The 19,559-nt window shown below is 69.2% G+C and carries 14 protein-coding genes and 1 riboswitch; of the genes, 8 read left to right on the forward strand and 6 right to left on the reverse strand.

Going from position 1 to position 19,559, the window contains the following annotated elements:
- Nucleotides 1-14: 14 nt before the first annotated feature.
- A riboswitch (ZMP/ZTP riboswitch) is annotated at nt 15-99 on the reverse strand.
- A 52-nt stretch (nt 100-151) separates the two neighbouring features.
- The 6 genes from ACTJKH_RS06605 to ACTJKH_RS06630 all read left to right on the forward strand — a co-directional run bounded on the left by ACTJKH_RS06605 (nt 152) and on the right by ACTJKH_RS06630 (nt 7,544).
- Nucleotides 152-1,678 (forward strand): family 20 glycosylhydrolase, encoded by a 1,527-nt coding sequence (locus ACTJKH_RS06605; RefSeq protein ID WP_440736254.1) that lies wholly within the window; start codon nt 152-154, stop codon nt 1,676-1,678.
- Complete coding sequence (gene nagA / locus ACTJKH_RS06610) at nt 1,675-2,841, forward strand: N-acetylglucosamine-6-phosphate deacetylase (RefSeq protein ID WP_440736255.1); 1,167 nt, start codon at nt 1,675-1,677, stop codon at nt 2,839-2,841. Before ACTJKH_RS06605 ends, nagA begins: the two co-directional genes overlap by 4 nt.
- 474 nt (nt 2,842-3,315) lie before the next feature.
- Entirely contained in the window at nt 3,316-5,382 is a 2,067-nt protein-coding gene (locus tag ACTJKH_RS06615) for a sigma-70 family RNA polymerase sigma factor (protein WP_440736256.1), read from the forward strand.
- Between the two features lie 29 nt (nt 5,383-5,411).
- Complete coding sequence (locus ACTJKH_RS06620; protein WP_259160119.1) at nt 5,412-5,783, forward strand: YrdB family protein; 372 nt, start codon at nt 5,412-5,414, stop codon at nt 5,781-5,783.
- Entirely contained in the window at nt 5,780-7,144 is a 1,365-nt protein-coding gene (locus ACTJKH_RS06625; RefSeq protein ID WP_440736257.1) for an FAD-binding oxidoreductase, read from the forward strand. Before ACTJKH_RS06620 ends, ACTJKH_RS06625 begins: the two co-directional genes overlap by 4 nt.
- Complete coding sequence (locus ACTJKH_RS06630) at nt 7,137-7,544, forward strand: NUDIX hydrolase (protein ID WP_440736258.1); 408 nt, start codon at nt 7,137-7,139, stop codon at nt 7,542-7,544. Before ACTJKH_RS06625 ends, ACTJKH_RS06630 begins: the two co-directional genes overlap by 8 nt.
- A gap of 11 nt (nt 7,545-7,555) precedes the next feature.
- Here the strand turns inward: ACTJKH_RS06630 and nagB are convergent, their stop codons facing one another.
- The 5 genes from nagB to ACTJKH_RS06655 form a co-directional block, all read right to left on the reverse strand.
- Nucleotides 7,556-8,335: a glucosamine-6-phosphate deaminase gene (gene nagB / locus ACTJKH_RS06635; RefSeq protein WP_440736259.1), complete on the reverse strand. Its 780-nt coding sequence runs from the start codon at nt 8,333-8,335 to the stop codon at nt 7,556-7,558.
- Nucleotides 8,328-9,293 carry an ROK family protein gene (locus tag ACTJKH_RS06640; protein ID WP_440736260.1) on the reverse strand — a complete coding sequence of 322 codons (966 nt, stop codon included), beginning with the start codon at nt 9,291-9,293 and terminating at the stop codon, nt 8,328-8,330. The genes nagB and ACTJKH_RS06640 overlap by 8 nt, the downstream gene beginning before the upstream one ends.
- 40 nt (nt 9,294-9,333) lie before the next feature.
- Entirely contained in the window at nt 9,334-10,521 is a 1,188-nt protein-coding gene (locus ACTJKH_RS06645) for an ROK family transcriptional regulator (RefSeq protein ID WP_440736261.1), read from the reverse strand.
- Nucleotides 10,522-10,600: 79 nt separating this feature from the next.
- A complete protein-coding gene (locus tag ACTJKH_RS06650) occupies nt 10,601-13,855 on the reverse strand; it encodes a family 20 glycosylhydrolase (protein ID WP_440736262.1) in 3,255 nt (1,084 codons plus the stop codon).
- Complete coding sequence (locus ACTJKH_RS06655; RefSeq protein WP_440736263.1) at nt 13,846-15,063, reverse strand: alanine racemase; 1,218 nt, start codon at nt 15,061-15,063, stop codon at nt 13,846-13,848. Before ACTJKH_RS06655 ends, ACTJKH_RS06650 begins: the two co-directional genes overlap by 10 nt.
- A gap of 25 nt (nt 15,064-15,088) precedes the next feature.
- On the opposite strand from ACTJKH_RS06655, the gene ACTJKH_RS06660 reads away from it, so the two are divergent.
- Nucleotides 15,089-15,499, forward strand: a complete 411-nt coding sequence (locus ACTJKH_RS06660; RefSeq protein WP_440736264.1) for a RidA family protein — start codon at nt 15,089-15,091, stop codon at nt 15,497-15,499.
- 95 nt (nt 15,500-15,594) lie between these two features.
- Nucleotides 15,595-17,115 carry a L,D-transpeptidase family protein gene (locus tag ACTJKH_RS06665; protein WP_440736437.1) on the forward strand — a complete coding sequence of 507 codons (1,521 nt, stop codon included), beginning with the start codon at nt 15,595-15,597 and terminating at the stop codon, nt 17,113-17,115.
- Between the two features lie 72 nt (nt 17,116-17,187).
- On the opposite strand, the gene ACTJKH_RS06670 is transcribed toward ACTJKH_RS06665, so the two are convergent.
- Nucleotides 17,188-19,407 (reverse strand): NADP-dependent isocitrate dehydrogenase, encoded by a 2,220-nt coding sequence (locus ACTJKH_RS06670; protein WP_210097267.1) that lies wholly within the window; start codon nt 19,405-19,407, stop codon nt 17,188-17,190.
- Nucleotides 19,408-19,559: the final 152 nt, after the last annotated feature.

The following is a 19,559-nucleotide window of genomic DNA, read 5'->3' on the forward strand; positions in this document are numbered from 1 at the left end:
TTCGAAGGGGTATACCTATCGGCCCAGGCGCGCGGTCGAATTCCGTGGTCAGTCGCTCCCCGGTGGTAGTCCACCCAGACGCCAGTCGCGACGTGTGAAAGCATAGCCGATTTCCCTGTGCTCCCGGCGCGGCGCAGGGTAGGTTTTGTTCATGGTCCTTCCCCATTCCATGCCTCTCGTCCCCCTGCCCGCTTCCATCGTCTCCGGCGAGGGCAGGATGCCCATCTCCGACAGCACCCGAGTCATCGGCGACTCACCCTCCACGGTGCACCTGATCGACGCCGTGGCGCGGCGCACCGGCATCCGCCTCTCGCACGCCACCGCCCCCGCCACCACCGCCGCCACCGGGGATGTCGTGATGCGGGTCGACCCGGCCTCCGCGGCGCCCGAGGGGTACACCCTCTCGATCACGGATGCGGTCGAGATCATCGGAGGTGACGAGGCGGGGCTCTTCTACGGCGTGCAGACTCTGCTGCAGCTGCTCCGCGAGGGTGATGACGGATGGGGATTCCTGCGAGCGGAGATCACCGACGCGCCCCGGTTCGAGCGACGCGGCGTGATGCTCGACGTCACGCGCCACTTCTTCGGCGTCGACGAGGTGAAGAAGTTCATCGACAGCACCAGCGCCCTGAAGTTCAATCACCTGCACCTGCACCTCACCGACGACCAGGGCTGGCGCATCCACATCGACTCGTGGCCGAAGCTGACCGAGCTCGCGTCGTCGACCGCATCGCTCGGCGACCGGGGTGGGTTCTACACGAAGGACGACTACCGCGAGATCGTCGCGTATGCCGCCCAGCACCACATGATCGTGATCCCCGAGATCGATCTGCCCGGTCACACTCACGCCATCGGCGTCGCCTACCCCGACCTCGTCGAGGCCCCGGTCATGAACGACAGCCTGGTCGCCGAGTCGGCGCGCCTCGGCCAGCCGCTGCCCGTCGCCGGTGAGCCCTACCTCGGCTGGGGCGTCGGCCACTCGAGCGTTCGCATCCACGAGGAGCGCACCTACGAATTCGTCCGCGATGTCGTGAGGGAGCTCGCAGAGATCACCCCGGGTCCGTACATCCACATCGGCGGAGACGAGTCGCTCGGCACTCCTCAGGCGGACTTCGATCTGTTCGTCGAGAGGGCGACCGCGATCGTCTTCGAGGAGGGCAAGATCCCTCTCGCCTGGCACGAGGTCGGCGCGGCGAAGGACATCGCCGAAGGCACCATCGGGCAGTACTGGGGCAAGACGACACCCGAGGGCACGCATGCCGCAGAGGCCGCGCATTTCGTCGAGCGCGGCGGGGCGCTGATCATGTCGGCCGCCGACGCCGCATACCTCGACATGAAGTACACCGCCGAGTTCCCGCTCGGGCTCACGTGGGCGGCGATCATCGACGTCCGCTCGGCGTACGAGTGGGAGCCGACCCGGGTGCTCGACGTGCCCGACAGCGCGATCCTCGGCATCGAGGCGCCGCTGTGGAGTGAGACCACCCGCACCTTCAGCGATGTCGAGCAGCTGGTGTTCCCCCGTGCCGCGGCGCAGGCCGAGATCGCATGGTCTCCTCGCAGCGCCCCCGAGCGCGACTGGGAGTCGTTCCGCGTCCGCCTCGGGTCGATGGCACCCCTGTGGAAGGCTGAGCACGTCGATTTCCACCCCGCAGAAGAGATCCCCTGGAGCGAGCGATGACACCCGACACGACGACGACGGGCTCACTCGTCATCCACTCGGCACGGCTCGTCGACGACGGCACGATCGTCGAGGGCGCGTGGGTGCGGATCGAGCACGGCAGGGTCACCGCCCGCGGCGTGGGAGACACCTGGGGCCCGGCCGATGAGATCGTCGACGCGACGGTCATCGCCGGGCCCGACGCTGTGCTCACCCCGGGCTTCATCGACATCCACGGGCACGGCGGCGCAGGCGCGTCGTTCGACGACGGGGTCGACGCGATCAGGACGGCCCGCGCGCTGCACCGCGAGCACGGCACCACCCGGGCGGTCGTCTCGCTGGTGACGGCACCCCTCGACGACCTCGCTCGACGAGTGGCCGACATCGCCGATCTGAGGGAGACGGATGCCGACATCCTCGGCTCGCACCTCGAGGGGCCGTTCCTCGACCCGGCGCATCACGGCGCCCATGAGCCGACTCTGCTGCGCGACCCCGTCGCCGCCGACGTGTCACGCCTGCTCGAGGCAGGTCGCGGGACGATCCGCCAGGTGACGATCGCCCCGGAGCTCCCCGGCGGCCTCGACGCGATCCGCCTCATCGTCGATGCGGGTGCCGCGGCCGCCGTCGGGCACACCAGCGCGGATGCCGCGATGGCCGTCGCCGCGTTCGAAGCCGGCGCCTCGGTGCTGACCCACGCCTTCAACGCGATGCCCGGCATCCACCACCGCGCCCCGGGGCCCGTCCTGGCCGCTGCCGCAGACCATCGCGTGGTGCTCGAGGCGATCGCCGACGACGTGCACCTCGATCCGCACATCGTCAAGCTCGTCTTCGACTCCGCCCCCGGCCGCATCGCGCTCATCACCGACGCGATGGCGGCCGCCGGAAGCGCCGACGGGCACTATGACCTCGGAGCCGTCAGCGTGACGGTGAAGGACGGCATCGCCCGCGCGGACGACACCGGCTCGATCGCCGGATCGACCCTCACCCAGGATGTCGCTCTGCGCAGAGCGGTCGCTGCGGGCGCGACGCTGACCGAGGCGGTGCGGGCGCTCACCGAGACCCCGGCTCGCGCGATCGGCTATGCCGATCGTCTCGGCCGTCTCGACGACGGGTACGTCGGCGACGCCGTGCTGCTGGATGCGCAGCTGCACGTCGTGCGCGTGTGGGTGGGCGACCGACCATAGGCGGACGCCGCGCGCGCATCGACGCGCAGCTCTGCGTTCTCCGGTCGCGCTCTTCGTGGGTGAGGGGCCGCCGTTCCCCAGATCGGCGGCCCCGTCACATTCCCCCCACGTCGAGAGCTGGCGGGCCGAGCGCTCCTCCCCCGAGGTGCCCGACCCGCCATGCCGGTGCACTTACCCCTTGCACCAGCGCCTGAGCTCCGCCCCCCGGTGGAGCTCGTCGGCTGTCTCTATGTGATGAGACGAAGGCACCATCGATTCATTACGCGACTTCTCAGATTTTTTTCGAGAATGTTCGCCGTCTCGATTCGTTTTCGGCCTGAACAGGGGTTTCTCGACAGCAGCATCGGTGAACGAACTTTCCTTCAAGGGGTGGCGAGCCTGGGAGATTGGAGAGAGAATGGAGAAGGCGCGTGATGAAAATGGGGTTCACGCGTCTCTTCATGTGGAGGCGCACTCGCGCTCCGCGACAGATGGATGACTGTGGACCACGACGACATTTCGCACGACGAACCGATCGCAGACGCCGATCTCGTTCTGCGCACCCGCTCGGGTGACGCGGCGGCATTCGGCGAACTCTGGAGGCGGCACTACCCGTCCGGCATGTCCGTGGCGAGGTCGATCACGTCCTCCATCGACCCCGACGACCTCGTGCAGGAGTCGTACACGCGCATCTACCAGGCGATCATCAAGGGCGGCGGTCCGAACGGCTCGTTCCGCGCATACCTCTTCACCAGCATCCGCAACACCGCCGCCGCCTGGGGTCGCTCCCGCCGCGAGTCGGCCATTGACGAGCTCGACACCGTCGCCGACCCCGACAGCACCGAGCAGGCTGCCAGCGAGGCGCTCGATCGCAGCCTGACCGCTCAGGCGTTCCGCAGCCTCCCCTCCCGCTGGCAGGAGGTGCTCTGGTACACCGAGATCGAGCAGATGAAGCCGCAGGAAGCCGGGCCTCTTCTCGGCATGAAGGCCGGAGCCGTCTCACAGCTCGCCTTCCGCGCTCGCGAAGGACTTCGCGAGGCCTGGATCCAGGCCCATCTGCGCAGCGCCGCTGCCGGCTCCGACTGCCAGTGGAGCATCGAGCACCTCGGCGCGTACTCGCGCGGCAATCTCAGCACGCGCGACCACAAACGACTCGAAGAGCACCTCGGCGAGTGCGCCCGGTGCATGATCGTCGCCGCAGAGGCGAAGGACGTGTCGAAGCGACTGGCCCTCGTGCTTCTTCCGCTCGTGCTCGGCGTGGCAGGCTCCGCCGGCTACCTCGCGACTCTTCAGGGCAGCGGCACCCCGATCGTCGCTCTCGCGGCCATGCCTTCCGCTGTCACGCACGGTGCGGTCGTCGCCGACGGCGGCGCCGCGACCGGAGGCATCGCGGGCGCTGGTGCAGGCAGCACCGGAGGCGCAGCCGGTGGTTCGGCGGGCGGTGGAGCCGGTGGGACAGCGGGCGGCGGGATCCTGAGCGGGGTGGGCGCCCTCGTCGGCGTGGGCTCCGCGGCTCTCGTCGTCGCCGGCGTGGTCGCCGCGGCCACGATCATCCCCGGACTCGCGGGAGCCAATCCGGCGGCATCTCTGCCGAGCGCCGGCGACAGCGACTCTTCCTCGATCAGCTCCGACGTCGGACCCGACGCCTCGATGTCGGCTGACAAGCCGCTGATCATCGACGACACCAAGACAGAGGATGAGCCCGAGGCTCCTCCGGTCGAAGCGCCCGTCACTCCCGAGCCCGCAGAAGACACGGCACCCGCAATCGTTTCGCCCGCCGCGCCCATCGAGACGGTGAAGCCCGCTCCCCCCGTCGTTCCGGGCGGCGAGAACCCGGGTAACGGCGAGACGCCCGGCAACGGCGGCGAAACGCCCGGCAACGGCGGCGAGACTCCCGGCAACGGCGGCGAGAACCCCGGTGGCGGCGGCACGGACCCCGAGATTCCGACGACTCCGCTCGAACTCGGTGACACGAGCATCTGCCTCGACGACGAAGCCATCACCTATGTGACCATCAATGTCGCTGGCGAACCGGGTGCTGACATCCAGGCGCTCCTGGGAGGCCATGCTGGCGGCGCTGACCGGGCATCACTGAACGATGCCGGAATCGGAACGATCGGTCTACGGCCGGGCTTTGTGCAGATCCTCCTGGATGCAGACGTCGAGATCCATTACCTGACAGCTACCGGGCCTGCACTGCCGGCCACCACGTCGCTCTCGTCGCTCGGCGTGACACTTGAGTCAGTGCTCCTGGCCCCCGATTGCGATGCCCCGGTCGGGGATGACGTGCCCGCAACGCCGGTTTCGGACACCGCGCCGGTCTCGGACGTTCCTTCTGAAACAGTCCCGGTCTCGGACCCCGCACCGGCTGCAGACGCCCCCGCCGAGGTCGTCGAAGAGTCGACTCCTGTCGAGGAGACGACACCCGCACCCGTCGAGGAGACGGCGCCCGTCGAAGAACCGGCGCCCGCACCCGCTCCGGTCGAGACGACGGCTCCGTCCGAGCCCGCTGTCGTTCCCGACTCCGCGACCGCCGTCGACGAGGCCGCTCCCGCGCTCTGACGCGTCATCACGGCGAATAGACTGGATCCATGCCTCAGGATCCCGCCTCCGTCCCCGGCGTCGAGCGCCCGAAGATCGCCCCGCTCGACATCATCCGCTCGATCGTGCTGGTCGTCGCCGTGGGCAGCCTCGCGCTCTGGGGATTCTTCACGTGGCCGTTCCCCTGGAACATCGTCCTCGGCATCGGCACCCCGGTGGTCGTGATCCTGATCTGGGCCCTCTTCCTCTCGCCTCGCGCTGTGCTGCGCCTGCACCCGTTCCTCCGCGCGGCCGTCGAACTGCTGATCTATGTCGGCGTCACGATCGCCTGGTGGCTCATGGACCAGCCGTTCATCGGCATCGCCTTCGCCGTGGTCGCCGTCGGCGCCGGCGTCGTCAGCGGACGCCGTCGTATCGCATGAGCGTGCTCGACCGGCTCACCTCGGTTCTCGGCGCGCTCGTCGACACCGATCCTGCGTCGCTCGACGACGCCCGCGCTGATCAGTCAGGGCATGCCTCGACGGGCCGTCCGATCGCCGTCGTCCATGCCGAGACCGTCGAGCACGTCCAGTCCGTGATGCGCATCGCCTCCGAGACGCTCACGCCGGTCGTGGTGCGAGGGGCCGGCACCGGCCTCGCCGGTGCTGCCAACGGCGGCGCGGGCGAGATCGTCCTCTCCACCCGACGCATGACCGCGGTCCACGAGATCCGCGCCGACGACCTGCTCGCCGTGGTCGAACCCGGGATCCTGAACGCCGACCTGAACGACCTTCTCGCCGAGCACGGTCTGTGGTGGGCGCCCGACCCTGCCAGCCGGGCCATCTCGACCGTGGGCGGCAACATCGCCACCGGCGCGGGCGGTCTCCTCTGCGCGAAATACGGGGTGGTCCGCGATGCGGTGCTCGGCCTCGACCTCGTGCTCGCCGACGGTCGACTGCTCCACCTCGGTCACCGCAGCGTCAAGGGCGTCACCGGACTCGACCTCACCTCGCTCGTGATCGGCTCGGAGGGAACCCTCGGCGTCGTCGTGGGTGCGACCCTGAAACTCCGCCGCCTCGTCGAAGGCACGACCTGCACGGTCACCGCGACGTTCCCCGACGTGCGCTCCGCAGCGGCGGCATCCGCCGCGGTGACGGCGTCGGGCGTCCAGCCCGCGATCATGGAGCTCATGGACGCGGCGAGCCTCGCCGCCGTCGCCGCGCTGCTCGATCTTCCCTCTCCCGCCGCGGGCAGCGCCCAGCTGACCATTCAGACCGACGGACCTGCGGCGATCACCGAGGCCGCCACGATCGAGACGATCCTCGCCACGCACCACGGCGAGACCCAGGTCTCCCATGACCGCGAGGAGGGCGAGCGGCTGCTCGCCATCCGCCGTGCGATGCATCCGGCGATGTCCGCTCTCGGCACCACCCTCATCGAGGACGTCTCAGTGCCCCGCAGCGCCATGCCTGCGATGTTCGACGAGATCGCCCGTATCGAGAAGGCCCACTCGATGACCATCCCGACGGTCGCACACGCGGGCGACGGAAACCTGCACCCCAACTTCATCTTCGAGGGCGCGGAGCCTCCCGCAGAGGTCTGGGCGGCCGCAGACGAGCTGTTCCGCGCCGCGATCGCCCTGGGTGGCACACTCACAGGCGAGCACGGGATCGGGACCCTCAAGAGCCGCTGGCTGGCCGATGAACTCGGCGACGATCAGTGGGAGCTGCAGCGTCAGATCACCCGGGTCTTCGATCCGCACGGCATCCTCAACCCCGGCAAGGTCTTCGCGGTCGATGCCTGACATCCGAGTGAGTGCGGCGGTGATCGTCGACGACGCCGGCCGTGTTCTGGTTGTCCGCAAGCAGGGCACGACCCGCTTCATGCAGCCGGGCGGCAAGCCCGAACCGGGTGAGACCGCGTCGCAGACCCTGATCCGGGAGCTGCATGAAGAGCTCGGCCTTCGCCTCGACGAAGGCGACCTCGAGCCCCTGGGCACGTTCGTCTCCGAGGCCGCGAACGAACCCGGTCATCGGGTCGTGGCCGACGCGTTCTCGGTCTCGATCGCCGCTGCCGAGGTCGTCGTGCAGGCCGAGCTGGCAGAGTTGCGGTGGATCACCCCGGATGATGCCGAGACGCTGCCGCTGGCCCCGCTCAGCGTGGAGCACCTGCTCCCGATCGCGTGGCCCTCAGCCGGTCGCTGACGGCCGAGGCCTCAGATCCCCTGCCACGCGGGCTTGTTCGCGTAGGTGTAGCGGTAGTAGTCGGCGAGCTTCAGTCGCGACGCAGCGGCCTCGTCGACCACGACGGTCGCGTGCGGGTGCAGCTGGATCGCGGATCCTGGGAGGATCGCCGAGAGCGGTCCCTCGACGGCATCCGCCACGGCCTGAGCCTTGCCCTCACCGAAGGCGAGCAGCACGAGGTGACGGGCGCGCAGGATCGTCCCCAGGCCCTGTGTGATGCAGTGGCGCGGCACGTCGTCGATCGAGTCGAAGAAGCGCGCGTTGTCTTCCCGGGTCTGCTCCGTGAGGGTCTTCACACGAGTGCGGGATGCGAAAGACGAACCGGGCTCGTTGAACCCGATGTGGCCATCGGTGCCGATGCCGAGGATCTGAAGGTCGACGCCGCCGGCCGCATCGATCGCGTGCTCGTAGTCGTCGCCCGCGTGCTGGATCGTGGCCAGCGCACCGTTGGGCACGTGGATGCGGGTCGGATCGAAGCCGAGAGGCTCGACGACCTCGCGAGTGATCACCGACCGGTAGCTCTCGGAGTGCGCAGGGTCGAGTCCGACGTACTCATCGAGCGCGAAACCGCGCACCTGTGAGACGTCACGACCGGCGAGTCGAGCGCGCAGCGCCTGGTAGACCGGGAGCGGGGTCGACCCCGTCGCGAGACCGAGCACGGCGTCCGCACGAGCGTCGATCAGGTCGACGATCTCTGCGGCGACCAGGGCGCCCGCAGCTTCGGCGTTCTCGACGATGACGACTTCAGCCATGGGACACGATCTCCTTCGTGGGGGTGGTGGCGCCGACGACCGCCGCGCCGAAGGCGGCAGCGGGGGAACCGGCGGGGAGCAGTTCGATCCGCTCGTCGAGGTGCAGGGAACGCATGAACGCGGAGGCCTCGGCTCCGCTTCGGAGGGCGGCACGGATGCCGGCGTGGAGACGGTCACCGAGCGAGGTGAGCCCACCGCCGATGATGACACGCTCGACGTCGGCCGAGAGCACGAGCGCTCGCACCGCGGCGGCGCCGCCATGGAAGAGATCGGCACGAAGCGCGATCGCGTGCTCGTCGCCGGCGTCCGCGGAATCGAGGATGTCGCGCACCGGCAGCGCTCCGGGTCGATCCCAGGCACGCGCCAGCGCTCCTCCACCGCAGAACGTCTCGATGCAGCCGCGTTGACCGCAGCCGCAGAGACGCCCGTTCGGATCGACCGAGAGGTGCCCGACCTCGCCGGCGGTTCCTCGCGCTCCGCGCCAGATCGTGCCGTCCACGACGATCCCCGCCGCCACCCCGGTACCGAGGTTCAGGTAGGCCATGGAGCCCTCGATGCCGCGCAGCACGGCGGCGCCGAGTGCGGCTGCCTTCACGTCGTTCTCGACGCGCACGGGTATCCCGAGCTGACGACCGGCGAGTCCCGCGAGATCGAGGGACTCGACCCCGAGGTTCACCGCATGCAGCACTCGCCCCGTGTCGGCGTCGACGAGCCCGGGGATTCCGACACCCACCGACTCGATGTCCGAGCGGGTGAAACCGCCTTCGGCGGCCAGCGCGTCGACGGCCTCGACGACGCTGACGACGACCGCGTCCTCGCCCCATCCCGTCGGACGGCGAAGGCGCGCCAGGATCTCTCCCTCGGGCCCCACCGCCACCGCGTCGATCTTGGTGCCGCCGACATCCAGGCCCACTCGAATCCGTCGACCGGCCAGGTCGACGTCGATCGCGGCCGTCATCGGATGGTGCTCCTGCTCATGACGGCGGCCGGTTCGCGGGTCACGAGACACCCAGCTGGCTGGAGAGCACCATCACCGCGGCGCCCCGCAGCACGATGTCGTCCTGATGCGTGCGCCGGATCAAGGCATCCTCGAAGACTCCCTCGAGCGTGCGCGCGTGAAGCGTCTCGACCGCCGCGTCGATGAGCACGCCGTCGAGCAGATCGCCGGGTCCGGACAGCACCACCTCCGACAGGTCGAGCGCGGCCACGATCGGGGCGATCGCGATACCCATCCGCGTGCCGGCGTCGCGCAGGATCTCGTCACGCGAGGTCGGCGCGGCATCGATCGCCGGGCGGAGCCGTGTCTCGCTGAGCCAGGCCTCGAGGCATCCGTCCTTGCCGCAGGCGCAGCGGGGTCCTCCGTCGGTGCCGACCACGACGTGACCGATCTCACCGGCGGCGAATCGGCTGCCGAGCAGCGGCTGGCTGCCGGTGATGACGCCGGCGCCCACGCCTCGCCCGATCTTGATGAGCATGAAGTCGGCCTTGGCCTCACCGAACGTGTACTCGGCGAGCACGGCGGCGTTGGCGTCGTTGCGCACCAGCACGGGAAGGTCGAGATCGATCCCCAGCTTCGCCTCGAGCGGCAGGTTGCTCCACCCGAGGTTGGGCGAGCTGAGCACGACGCCGTCGGGGCGCACGACACCGGGAGTGCCGATCCCGACGCCGAGGACGGGCTGCGTCGCGGTCGCCGCGAGGGCGCGGGCGAGCTCGAGAGTCGCGGCGTAGGCGGCGTCTCCGTCAGCCGTCTCGGGGCGTGGGACCTCACGACGCTCGAGCACATCGCCGTCGAGGCTCAGCAGGGCTCCGACGAAGGCGTGGGGTCCGGAGAGGTCGAGACCGATGATCTGGTGGCCGACACGGTCGATGTCGATGAGGATGGGCGGCTTGCCCGGTCCGACCGTCTCGCGCACGCCCATCTCGATGACGATGCCGTCGGCGATGAACTCTGCGACGAGGTCGGAGATGGTGACGCGGGTCAGCCCCGTCTCCCGCGAGAGGTCGGCGCGGCTCATCGCCCCCGAGTGGTACAGCGTCTGCAGCACGAGTGCACGATTGTGACCGCGCGCGTGCTCCGGGAGGACCTTCGAACGGGAGCGCAGATGGCGCCCGGGGCCGAAGGCGTGTGAGCTCGCACCGACGAAGTCTGGCGACGTCGATGAACGCGATTCATCCGATACGGACATGTTTGTTAGTAGACCTTACGAACAAAAATTACGCAACCCCTGCCCGCAGTGGCGCAGGGAGGGTTACCGAAACGTTACATCAGGATGAGGGCGACTCGGCCGCGGCGGGCGAGCGCTCCCTCAGACGGGCGACGAGGCCCGAGACGATCTCCTCGCGTGCCTCCCTCGTCAGAGGCTTGCCGGGCACCCCGGGCCGTCGCTGCACAGGCGTCGGGCCGTCGAGAGGACGATACCGCACCCCCGCATCCGCGAGCCGTCGAAGGTGCACGGGCAGCCGACGCGCGAACCCGTCGAACGGCGGCGGGTCGCCTCCGTCCCACAGCCGCTCCGCGATCGCGGCGAGCCGCGGGAACAGCGCGAAATCGACCCGATCGCGGGTCGGCAGATGCTCGGTCCAGACGTTGGCCTGTCCGCCGGAGGCGCCGTCCTCGACGCGCAGCGTGTACGCGCGTTCGATCGGCAGCGGCGGTCCGACCCGGATCGGCTCCTCGACGGAATCCGCCTGCGGGTAATCGAGGTACACCTCGAGATCCGGACATGCGATCACCGGAATGCCACGTCGCAGCGCCTCCCGCATGGCGACGGGCCCGCGCCAGGCGAGGATCTCCACGCCGTCGGGCACGTCCCCCTCGAGCACCTCGTCCCAGGCGAGAGCCGTGCGCCCCCGGGCGCGCACGTGCGCCACGAAGTGCGACGTGAACCACGGCTGCACGTCATGCGGGGTCGAGAGGTCGAGCTCGCGCATCCGCTCCCCCGCCGCGGCACTCCGTTCCCACTCGGTCACCGGCACCTCGTCACCACCGATCCCGATCCAGGGCGAGTCGAAGAGATCGACCAGGGCGTCGATCGCGGCCCGACCGAACGCGAGAGCCGCATCCGTCGGGGCGAGTGTTCGCGGGTTCACGCCGAATCGCTCCCACGGCGCGGTGACCCGCTCTCCGACATCGGTGTTGCCGAGCTCCGGATAGGCGGCGAGACCGGCCTGGATGTGCCCCGGCAGCTCGACCTCCGGCACGATCGTGACGAACCGGTCGGCGGCATAGGAGACGAGATCGCGCAGCTCGGCGTCGGTGTAGTACCCCTCGTGGACGCCGGGCAGCACCGTGGCGAGGGGCCCGTGTCCGAGCTGCGTCGACTCGCGGCGGGCACCGATCTCGGTCAGCCGCGGATACCCGGGAACGGCGAAGCGCCACCCCTGGTCATCCGTGAGGTGCAGGTGCAGAACCGTGAGGTGGTGATCGGCGAGCTGATCGACCAGTCGCCGCAGGTCGGCGATCGGGCGGAAATGCCTGGCGACGTCCAGCATCACCCCGCGCCATCCGTGGGCGGGAGCACTCTGCCAGGTCCCTGCGGGAATGCGTGCGCGAGCGACGCCCGGCTCGCGCAGCTGCCGAAGCACCGTGACGCCGCGGAAGACACCGGCAGGGCTCGCTCCACTGACGTCGATCCCCGTTGCGGACGCGGAGATCCGATACGCCTCTGATCCGACGCGTCCGGCGGCGAAAGGCTCGGCCACGAGGGACTCGTCGATCCGCAGCGAGATCGCTGGCCCCGACACGTCGCCCGCGGAGACGCTTCCCAGACGCGACGCCGTGGTGGCGAGCAGCGCAGGCGCGATGATCGGGGTGTCGTCGGTCCACTCGAACGGCGGCGCGGCCGGGTCGATCTCGAACGCAACGAACGGCACGGTCGCACGATGCGCGGGCGGCGTCCTCCGCAACGCACGCCCTGGAGTCACCCCCGTGACCGCTCCGTCGATCACCACCGGAACGCCGCCGACGAGAACCTCGGCGATCCCGATCGGCGCGGCGTGGGGTGATTCGAAGGTCGCGCCCGCCGCGATGGTCTCGGGATCGAACAGCACCAGATCCGCGGTCGCCCCCTCGCGGATGACGCCACGAGGCGCGTCTCCGCGATCGAGGCCGAGTCGTGCGGCCGGTGTGCCCGAGAGGTGCCTGACGGCCTCCTCGAGCGTGAGGACACCGAGGTCTCTCACGTAGTGTCCGAGATAACGAGGGAACGTGCCGCGGCCACGCGGATGCGGTCGAGCGCCGATCAGGATCCCGTCGCTGCCTCCGCTGTGGCGGGGGTGGCGCATGATGGCTCGAACGTTGTCCTCGTCGCCGATGTGCATGAGGATGCCGGTCGCACCGGCATCAGCGAGGATCGTGTCGAGCACCACGTCCACCGCACGCCTGCCCGAGGTGGCAGCGATCTCGGCGACTGTGCGTCCCACGAGATCCGCGAGAGCCGGATCGGCTGTTCCGGAGATCTGGATCGCTTCCCAATCGGCCCGCTCGCCGTGGAAGCCGTCGCAGCCGATCTCCTCCAGCTCGACGCGCACGAGCTCGCGCCCCTCGGCGTCGAGTGCGGCGATCGTGCCCAGCAGATCACCGCTCTCGGCCAGCCTGCTGGGCAGGAGCGCCGAGAGTGTCGTCGCGCCCGGAAGATACGGATACGTGTCGAGGGTGACATCCACGCCGTCGTCGATGGCGGCGTCGACGAGCGCGAGCAGTTCGTCGGCGCGACCGCGGTTCGGCGCGAAGTTCATGGTCGCGTGCGTGAGATGGATCGGGCATCCGGTCCGTCGACCGATGTCGAGCGCCTCGCGGTAGGCATCCAGTGCTGCCCCTCCGTAGCTGCGCGTGTGCGGCGCCCAGTATCCGCCCCGCTCGGCGACGACGCGGCACAGCGCTTCGAGCTCGGCGGTGTCGGCGTACATCCCCGGCGTGTAGGTCAGTCCGCTCGACATCCCGAAGGCGCCGGCGTCCATCGCCGCGCCCAGGATGTCGGACATCTCGGCGATCTCATCGTTCGTCGCCGCACGGTTCTCGTGTCCGACCACCATCATCCGGAGGTTGCCCTGAGGGACCAGCACCGCCGCATTGGCGACCGACACCGCGTCGATGGCGGTGAGGAGATCGTCGACCGTGCGCCACGGAACCTCATCGGGCGTGCCGTTCCAGCCCGCGATCTGCGCAGGGATGACCGTCGCCGTGGCGTCGTCGAGAGGCGCGTAGCCCAGGCCGTCCTGCCCCAGCACCTCAGTGGTCACGCCCTGTCGGATCTTCGCCTCATGCCTCGCACCCTGAAGGACCGCCAGCTCGCTGTGCGCGTGCATGTCGATGAACCCCGGCGCGAGCACCAGGCCCGTGGCGACGACCTCGACCGCCGCCGCCGGAAGCTCGAGCACGCTCTCGTCGCCCTCGCGGATCACCGCGACGACGCGCGCGCCTTCGACGGCGACATCGGCGATGAATCGGTCGACGCCCGTCCCGTCGACGACGGTGGCGCCCCGGTACACCCGCACCGGCTTCTCCGCACTCAGAAGCACGTGGACACCGCCCCGAGCACACGGGGATCCGCAGCATCCGGGTCGTCGATGATCGCGACCACCCGCCACTTGTCGAAGGCCGTGCACGGGTGCGAGAGTCCCAGACGCACGACGTCTCCCGGAGCGACGGAGGCCCCGGGGGCGAGGCTGAGGAAGGCGTGCTGATCGTTCAGTGCCGTGATCTCGCCGTCGACGCTCTGCGGAATCGGCAGATCGAGGTCGAACGGCACATCTCGCCGCCCCGCGTCGAGGAGAGCGAGCCCTTGCTCGGGCTGGGACACGACTCGTGACCACGCGTGCATCGCCGACCGAAGCGGAGCCGTCGAGGTCAGCGGACCGAACGGCGACATGCGCGAATAGAAGCCGTCGTCGTGGATCTGGAAGGCTCCCGACCGCAGCACGATGTCGGCGTCATCGCGGTGCGGGGCCAGAATCGCCGCCGCACGATCAGGGAAGGAGCTGCCACCTGCGCTGAGCACAGGTCGGACTCCGCCCGGATATGCGAGTCGTTCGTGAAGCGCGACGAGCGTCTGCAGATAGGCGTCGACGGCCTCGACGGACGCATCGCTGCGGTCAGGTCCGAAGGGGCCTTCATATCCCGTGACACCGGCGAGCCGGAGTCCGGGTGACGCGAGGATCGAACGCGCGATGCGCTCCCCCTCCTCGATCGTGCGCGCTCCGGTACGGCCTCCGGCCCCGCCCATCTCGACGAGGACGTCGAGCGGTCTCGTCGCTCCCGCGAGCGCTGCGGCGAGGATCTCGACGGTCGCCACGGAATCGGCCCAGCAGAGGATCCGCAGTTCTGCGTCTGCAGCGAGCAGATCCCCCAGATGATGCGCTGCCGCCGCGTCGGTGACGGCGTTCGCGATCAGGACGGTGGAGACGCCCGCGTCCACGGCCACCTCGGCCTGCCAGGGCGTCGCGACAGAGATGCCCCAGGCTCCTGCGTCGAGCAGACGCTGCCAGAGCGCGGGCGCCATCGTGGTCTTGCCATGCGGCGCCAGGAGCACCCCGTGCGACGCCGCCCACCCGAAGACCGTCGACTCGTTGTGCGCGAGGGCCGACTCGTGGACGGTCAGCACCGGCGTCACCAGGTCGGAGAGGTGCAGATCAGCACCCGGCACCTCCGAGAGGCGCATCCCCGACGCATGCGCGGGGAAGCCCTTGGTCCAGGCGCCGAGAACAGGATCCGGGATTTGTAGAGGCATCTAACAAGGCTACTAGGCTGGTCGCATGACTGCGAAGATCCGCGTTTCGACCGACGCCGCCCCCGCTCCCGCCCACACGTTCTCGCAGGGCATCCGCAAGGGTCCCATCGTGCAGGTGTCCGGTCAGGGACCGGTCGACCCGCAGACCAACGAGTATCTCTTCCCGGGTGATGTCGCCGCCCAGACGACGCGCACGCTCGAGAACGTCAAGGCGATCGTCGAAGCCTCCGGCGCGACCTTCGACGACGTCGTGATGCTACGCGTGTACCTCACCACGCGCGAGGACTTCCCGATCATGAACGACGCGTACGGCGAGTTCGTGACGGCCCACACGACCGACGGGGTGCCGCTGCCGTCGCGCACCACCGTGTTCACCGGCCTCCCCCGCGAGGAGATGCTCGTCGAGATCGACGGACTCGCTGTCGTCACCGACTGAACCGATCGGCGCGTCGATGCTCTGACGACCGTTGCCTCCCCGTTACCTGCGATCGCGTAGCATATCGCTAAGGACACGCGAGAAACCGGGGGGTGATGTTCGTGACCGATCTGATCTCAGCGCAGGATGCGAAGACCGAGAAGCTGACCGAGGCGACCGCCTCCGGTGACCAGCTCACTGCCGTCGCGCCCACCCACTCCGGGGACGCCCCCACCGACTCCATGCCGCCCGACAGCGGTGATCCGGAGCTCGCCTGGGCGCCGATCGAGCCCGCGCCCAAGAAGAAGCGCCTCGGACTCTGGATCGGCCTGGGCGTCGGTGCCGTCGCACTCGGCGCCGGTGCCGCATCGATGATCCTGATCGCCCCCGGAACGACCGTCGCGGGAATCCCGGTCGGGTGGCTCACGCCCGGCGCCGCCGCCGAGGTCATCGACGCGCATGTCGCCGAGACCGAGGTCACGCTCACCGGAGCGGGCGACGACGTCGTGCTCTCCGGCGCCGACCTCGGCGCCACGATCGATGCCCGCGGGCTCGCAGACGAGGCCTTCGCCGAGCGTCCCCTCTGGAACATCGGTTCCTGGATGGGCGAACCCGTCTCGGGCGACATCACGCTCGACCCCGCCACGGCCGAGTCGGCGCTGCGCGGCGCCGTGCCGTCGAGCTTCGTCGACCCGGTGGACGCCGGCGTCGTGTTCGATGCGAAGAGCGCGACGTTCGTCGTCACGCCGTCCGAACCCGGGACGGCCGTCGACGTCGACGCGCTCACCGCCGCGATCGTCGACACCGTCGCCGACGGCGGAAAGACCCTCGAGTTCCCCGGAGGACCCGCCGAAGCGGCCCCCGCAGTCACCGACGAAGCCGCCACCACCCTCGCCACGTCGATCAACACGATGCTCGGCACGATGGGCTTCTACATCGGCGACGAGCGAACGGTTCCCGTCGCCCCCGCTGTCGCGGCGACCTGGTTCACGGTGATCGACGACGACGGCGAACTTCGCATCCAAGCCGACGAGACGGCGATCCAGACGACCGTCGACACGCTCGCAGCATCTGTCGACCGGGCCCCGGTCAATGCGACCAACATCGTCGACTCGGCAGGCAACATCCTTCGCACCGAGACCGCCGGGGTCAACGGCCGAGCACTGGGCGACACCTCGAATCTCGCCGCTGACGTCGCCTCGAGCATCGAGGGCGGAGAGGGCGCGTTCCCGATCGAGGTCGCCGAGACCAAGTTCGAGTCCGTCAACCTGCTGCGCAAGATCGACGTGAACCTGAGCCGCCAGACGGCGACGCTCTACGAGAACGGCGCGGTCGTGCGGTCGTGGGCGATCTCCTCGGGCAAGAGCGCGACCCCCACGGACGCCGGCAACTTCAAGGTCTACGCGCACGTACGCGAGCAGACCATGAAGAGCCGCGAGCCGGACGGTTCGATCACCGAGACGCCGAACGTCCCCTGGGTCACGTACTTCAACGGCGACGAGGGATTCCACGGAACCTACTGGCACAACGACTTCGGCACCCCGCGCAGCCACGGCTGCGTGAACATGCCGATCGATGTCGCCCGGTACGTCTACGAGTGGTCCCCCGTGGGCCTCGAAGTGTCGGTGCACTACTGATCACGAGCCCTGCGCAGACAGCACGGGGTACGGAAGAGGGGNTTTCGCATCCGGCCCCTCTTCTCGTCGGTGTCAGTTCAGAGCGTCGACGATGCCGTTCAGCGTCGCGGACGGACGCATCACGGCCTCCACGAGCGCGTCGTCGGGACGGTAGTACCCGCCGATCTCGACGGCCTTGCCCTGCACGGCGTTGAGCTCGGAGACGATCTTCTCCTCGTTCTCGCCGAGCGTGGCCGCGATCGGAGCGAACGCCGCTGCGAGGTCGGCATCCTTCGTCTGCGTCGCCAGCTCCTGCGCCCAGTACAGGCCGAGGTAGAAGTGGCTGCCACGATTGTCGATGGTGCCGAGCGCACGGCCAGGCGAACGATCCTCTTCGAGGAAGGTTCCGGTCGCGGCATCCAGCGTCTCCGCCAGGACACGCGCCTTCTCGTTGCCGGTGCGGTCGGCGAAGTGCTCGAGCGACGCGGCGAGAGCGAAGAACTCGCCCAGCGAGTCCCAGCGCAGGTAGTTCTCCTCGACGAGCTGCTGCACGTGCTTGGGCGCGGAGCCGCCGGCGCCGGTCTCGAACAGGCCTCCACCCGCGAGCAGCGGAACGATCGAGAGCATCTTGGCGCTCGTGCCGACCTCGAGGATCGGGAACAGGTCGGTGAGGTAGTCGCGCAGCACGTTGCCCGTCACCGAGATGGTGTCGAGGCCGTGACGCATGCGCGCGAGCGTGTAGCGCGTCGCCTCTTCCGGAGCAAGGATCGTGATCGTGAGGCCCTTGATGTCGAGCGTCGCGAGCCCCTGGTGCACCTTGGCGATGATCTGCGCGTCGTGCGAGCGGTTGGCGTCGAGCCAGAACACCGCGGGGTCTCCCGTGGCGCGTGCGCGGGACACGGCCAGCCTGACCCAGTCCATGACGGGGATGTGCTTGGTCTGGGTCGCCCGCCAGATGTCGCCGGCGCCGACCTCGTGCTCGATGAGCACGGTGCCCTCGCTGTCGAGCACCTGGACGGTGCCCGCGGCGGCGATCTCGAACGTCTTGTCGTGGCTGCCGTACTCCTCGGCCGCCTGCGCCATCAGCCCCACGTTGGGGACGGTGCCGATCGTGGCGGGGTCGAGCGGGCCGTTCGCGATCACGTCGTCGATGACGGCCTGGTAGACGCTCGCGTACGAGGAGTCGGGGATGACCGCGAGGGTGTCGGCCTCGCCGCCGTCCTTGCCCCACAGCTTGCCGCCGTTGCGCACGAGCGCGGGCATCGAGGCGTCGACGATCACGTCGCTCGGGACGTGCAGGTTCGTGGTGCCCTTGTCGGAGTTCACATACGACAGGCGCGGCCCCTCGGCGATCGCCTTGTCGAACGCGGCCGCGATCTCGTCGCCACCGGCGATGCCGCCGAGACCTGCGAGGATCGAGCCGAGACCGTCATTGGCGTTGAGGCCTGCGGCGGCGAGCTTGTCTCCGTACTGCGCGAACACGTCCTTGAAGAACGCGCGCACCACATGCCCGAAGATGATCGGGTCGCTGACCTTCATCATCGTGGCCTTGAGGTGCACCGAGTAGAGGACGTCATCCTTCTTCGCGGTCTCGAGCGTCTCCGCGAGGAAGGCGTCGAGGTGCTCGGCCGAGAGGAACGTGGCGTCGATGATCTCGCGCGGCAGGACCTTCAGGCCCTCCTTGAGGACCGTCACGGTGCCGTCTGCGGCTGTGTGACGGAAGCTCAGCACGTCGTCGTGTGCGGCGACCCAGGAGCGCTCGTTGTGCTTGAAGTCGTCGTGGCCGAGTGTGGCGACGCGAGTCTTCGACCCTTCGGCGAAGGGCTTGTTGCGGTGCGGGTGCTTCTTGGCGTAGTTCTTCACGGCGAGGGGTGCACGACGATCGCTGTTGCCCTCGCGGAGCACCGGATTGACCGCGGATCCCTTGATGCGGTCGTAGCGCGCACGGACGTCCTTCTCCTCGAGCGAGGACGGCTCGTCCGGGAAGTCCGGGATGTCGTAGCCCTGCGACTGCAGCTCGGCGATCGCGCCCTTGAGCTGCGGGATCGAGGCCGAGATGTTCGGCAGCTTGATGATGTTCGCCTCGGGGAGCGTGGCGAGTCCGCCGAGTTCGGCGAGGGAGTCGCCGACCTGCTGCTCCGGCGTGAGCTTCTGCGGGAACGCGGCGAGGATGCGTCCGCCGAGCGAGATGTCGCGGGTCTCGACCTCGATACCCGCCTGGCCGGTGTAGGCCTTGATGATCGGCAGGAAGGAAGCCGTGGCGAGAGCCGGAGCCTCGTCCGTGTAGGTGTAGATGATGGCGTCGTCGGTCACCAGGAGGTTCTCCGTTCGCGAGGGCATATTTGTCTCGATACCAAGATACCTGAGGCGCTCCCGACGCATGTCCGCCGACAGGTCGGGCTCGCATCGACTTCCGGCATTCCGCACCCGACGACCCCTGACGAAAGTCGACGTTTCCGCACAGG

Source organism: Microbacterium sp. 22215 (genome assembly GCF_052045655.1).
Classification (GTDB): domain Bacteria; phylum Actinomycetota; class Actinomycetes; order Actinomycetales; family Microbacteriaceae; genus Microbacterium; species Microbacterium phyllosphaerae.

What these genes read in the sequence shown, in the direction of transcription:
- ACTJKH_RS06605 (WP_440736254.1), top strand. Translation starts at nt 152, where the DNA reads ATGGTCCTTCCCCATTCCATGCCTCTCGTCCCCCTGCCCGCTTCCATC.
- nagA (WP_440736255.1), top strand. Translation starts at nt 1,675, where the DNA reads ATGACACCCGACACGACGACGACGGGCTCACTCGTCATCCACTCGGCA.
- ACTJKH_RS06615 (WP_440736256.1), top strand. Translation starts at nt 3,316, where the DNA reads ATGACTGTGGACCACGACGACATTTCGCACGACGAACCGATCGCAGAC.
- ACTJKH_RS06620 (WP_259160119.1), top strand. Translation starts at nt 5,412, where the DNA reads ATGCCTCAGGATCCCGCCTCCGTCCCCGGCGTCGAGCGCCCGAAGATC.
- ACTJKH_RS06625 (WP_440736257.1), top strand. Translation starts at nt 5,780, where the DNA reads ATGAGCGTGCTCGACCGGCTCACCTCGGTTCTCGGCGCGCTCGTCGAC.
- ACTJKH_RS06630 (WP_440736258.1), top strand. Translation starts at nt 7,137, where the DNA reads ATGCCTGACATCCGAGTGAGTGCGGCGGTGATCGTCGACGACGCCGGC.
- nagB (WP_440736259.1), bottom strand. Translation starts at nt 8,335, where the DNA reads ATGGCTGAAGTCGTCATCGTCGAGAACGCCGAAGCTGCGGGCGCCCTG.
- ACTJKH_RS06640 (WP_440736260.1), bottom strand. Translation starts at nt 9,293, where the DNA reads ATGACGGCCGCGATCGACGTCGACCTGGCCGGTCGACGGATTCGAGTG.
- ACTJKH_RS06645 (WP_440736261.1), bottom strand. Translation starts at nt 10,521, where the DNA reads ATGTCCGTATCGGATGAATCGCGTTCATCGACGTCGCCAGACTTCGTC.
- ACTJKH_RS06655 (WP_440736263.1), bottom strand. Translation starts at nt 15,063, where the DNA reads ATGCCTCTACAAATCCCGGATCCTGTTCTCGGCGCCTGGACCAAGGGC.
- ACTJKH_RS06660 (WP_440736264.1), top strand. Translation starts at nt 15,089, where the DNA reads ATGACTGCGAAGATCCGCGTTTCGACCGACGCCGCCCCCGCTCCCGCC.
- ACTJKH_RS06665 (WP_440736437.1), top strand. Translation starts at nt 15,595, where the DNA reads ATGTTCGTGACCGATCTGATCTCAGCGCAGGATGCGAAGACCGAGAAG.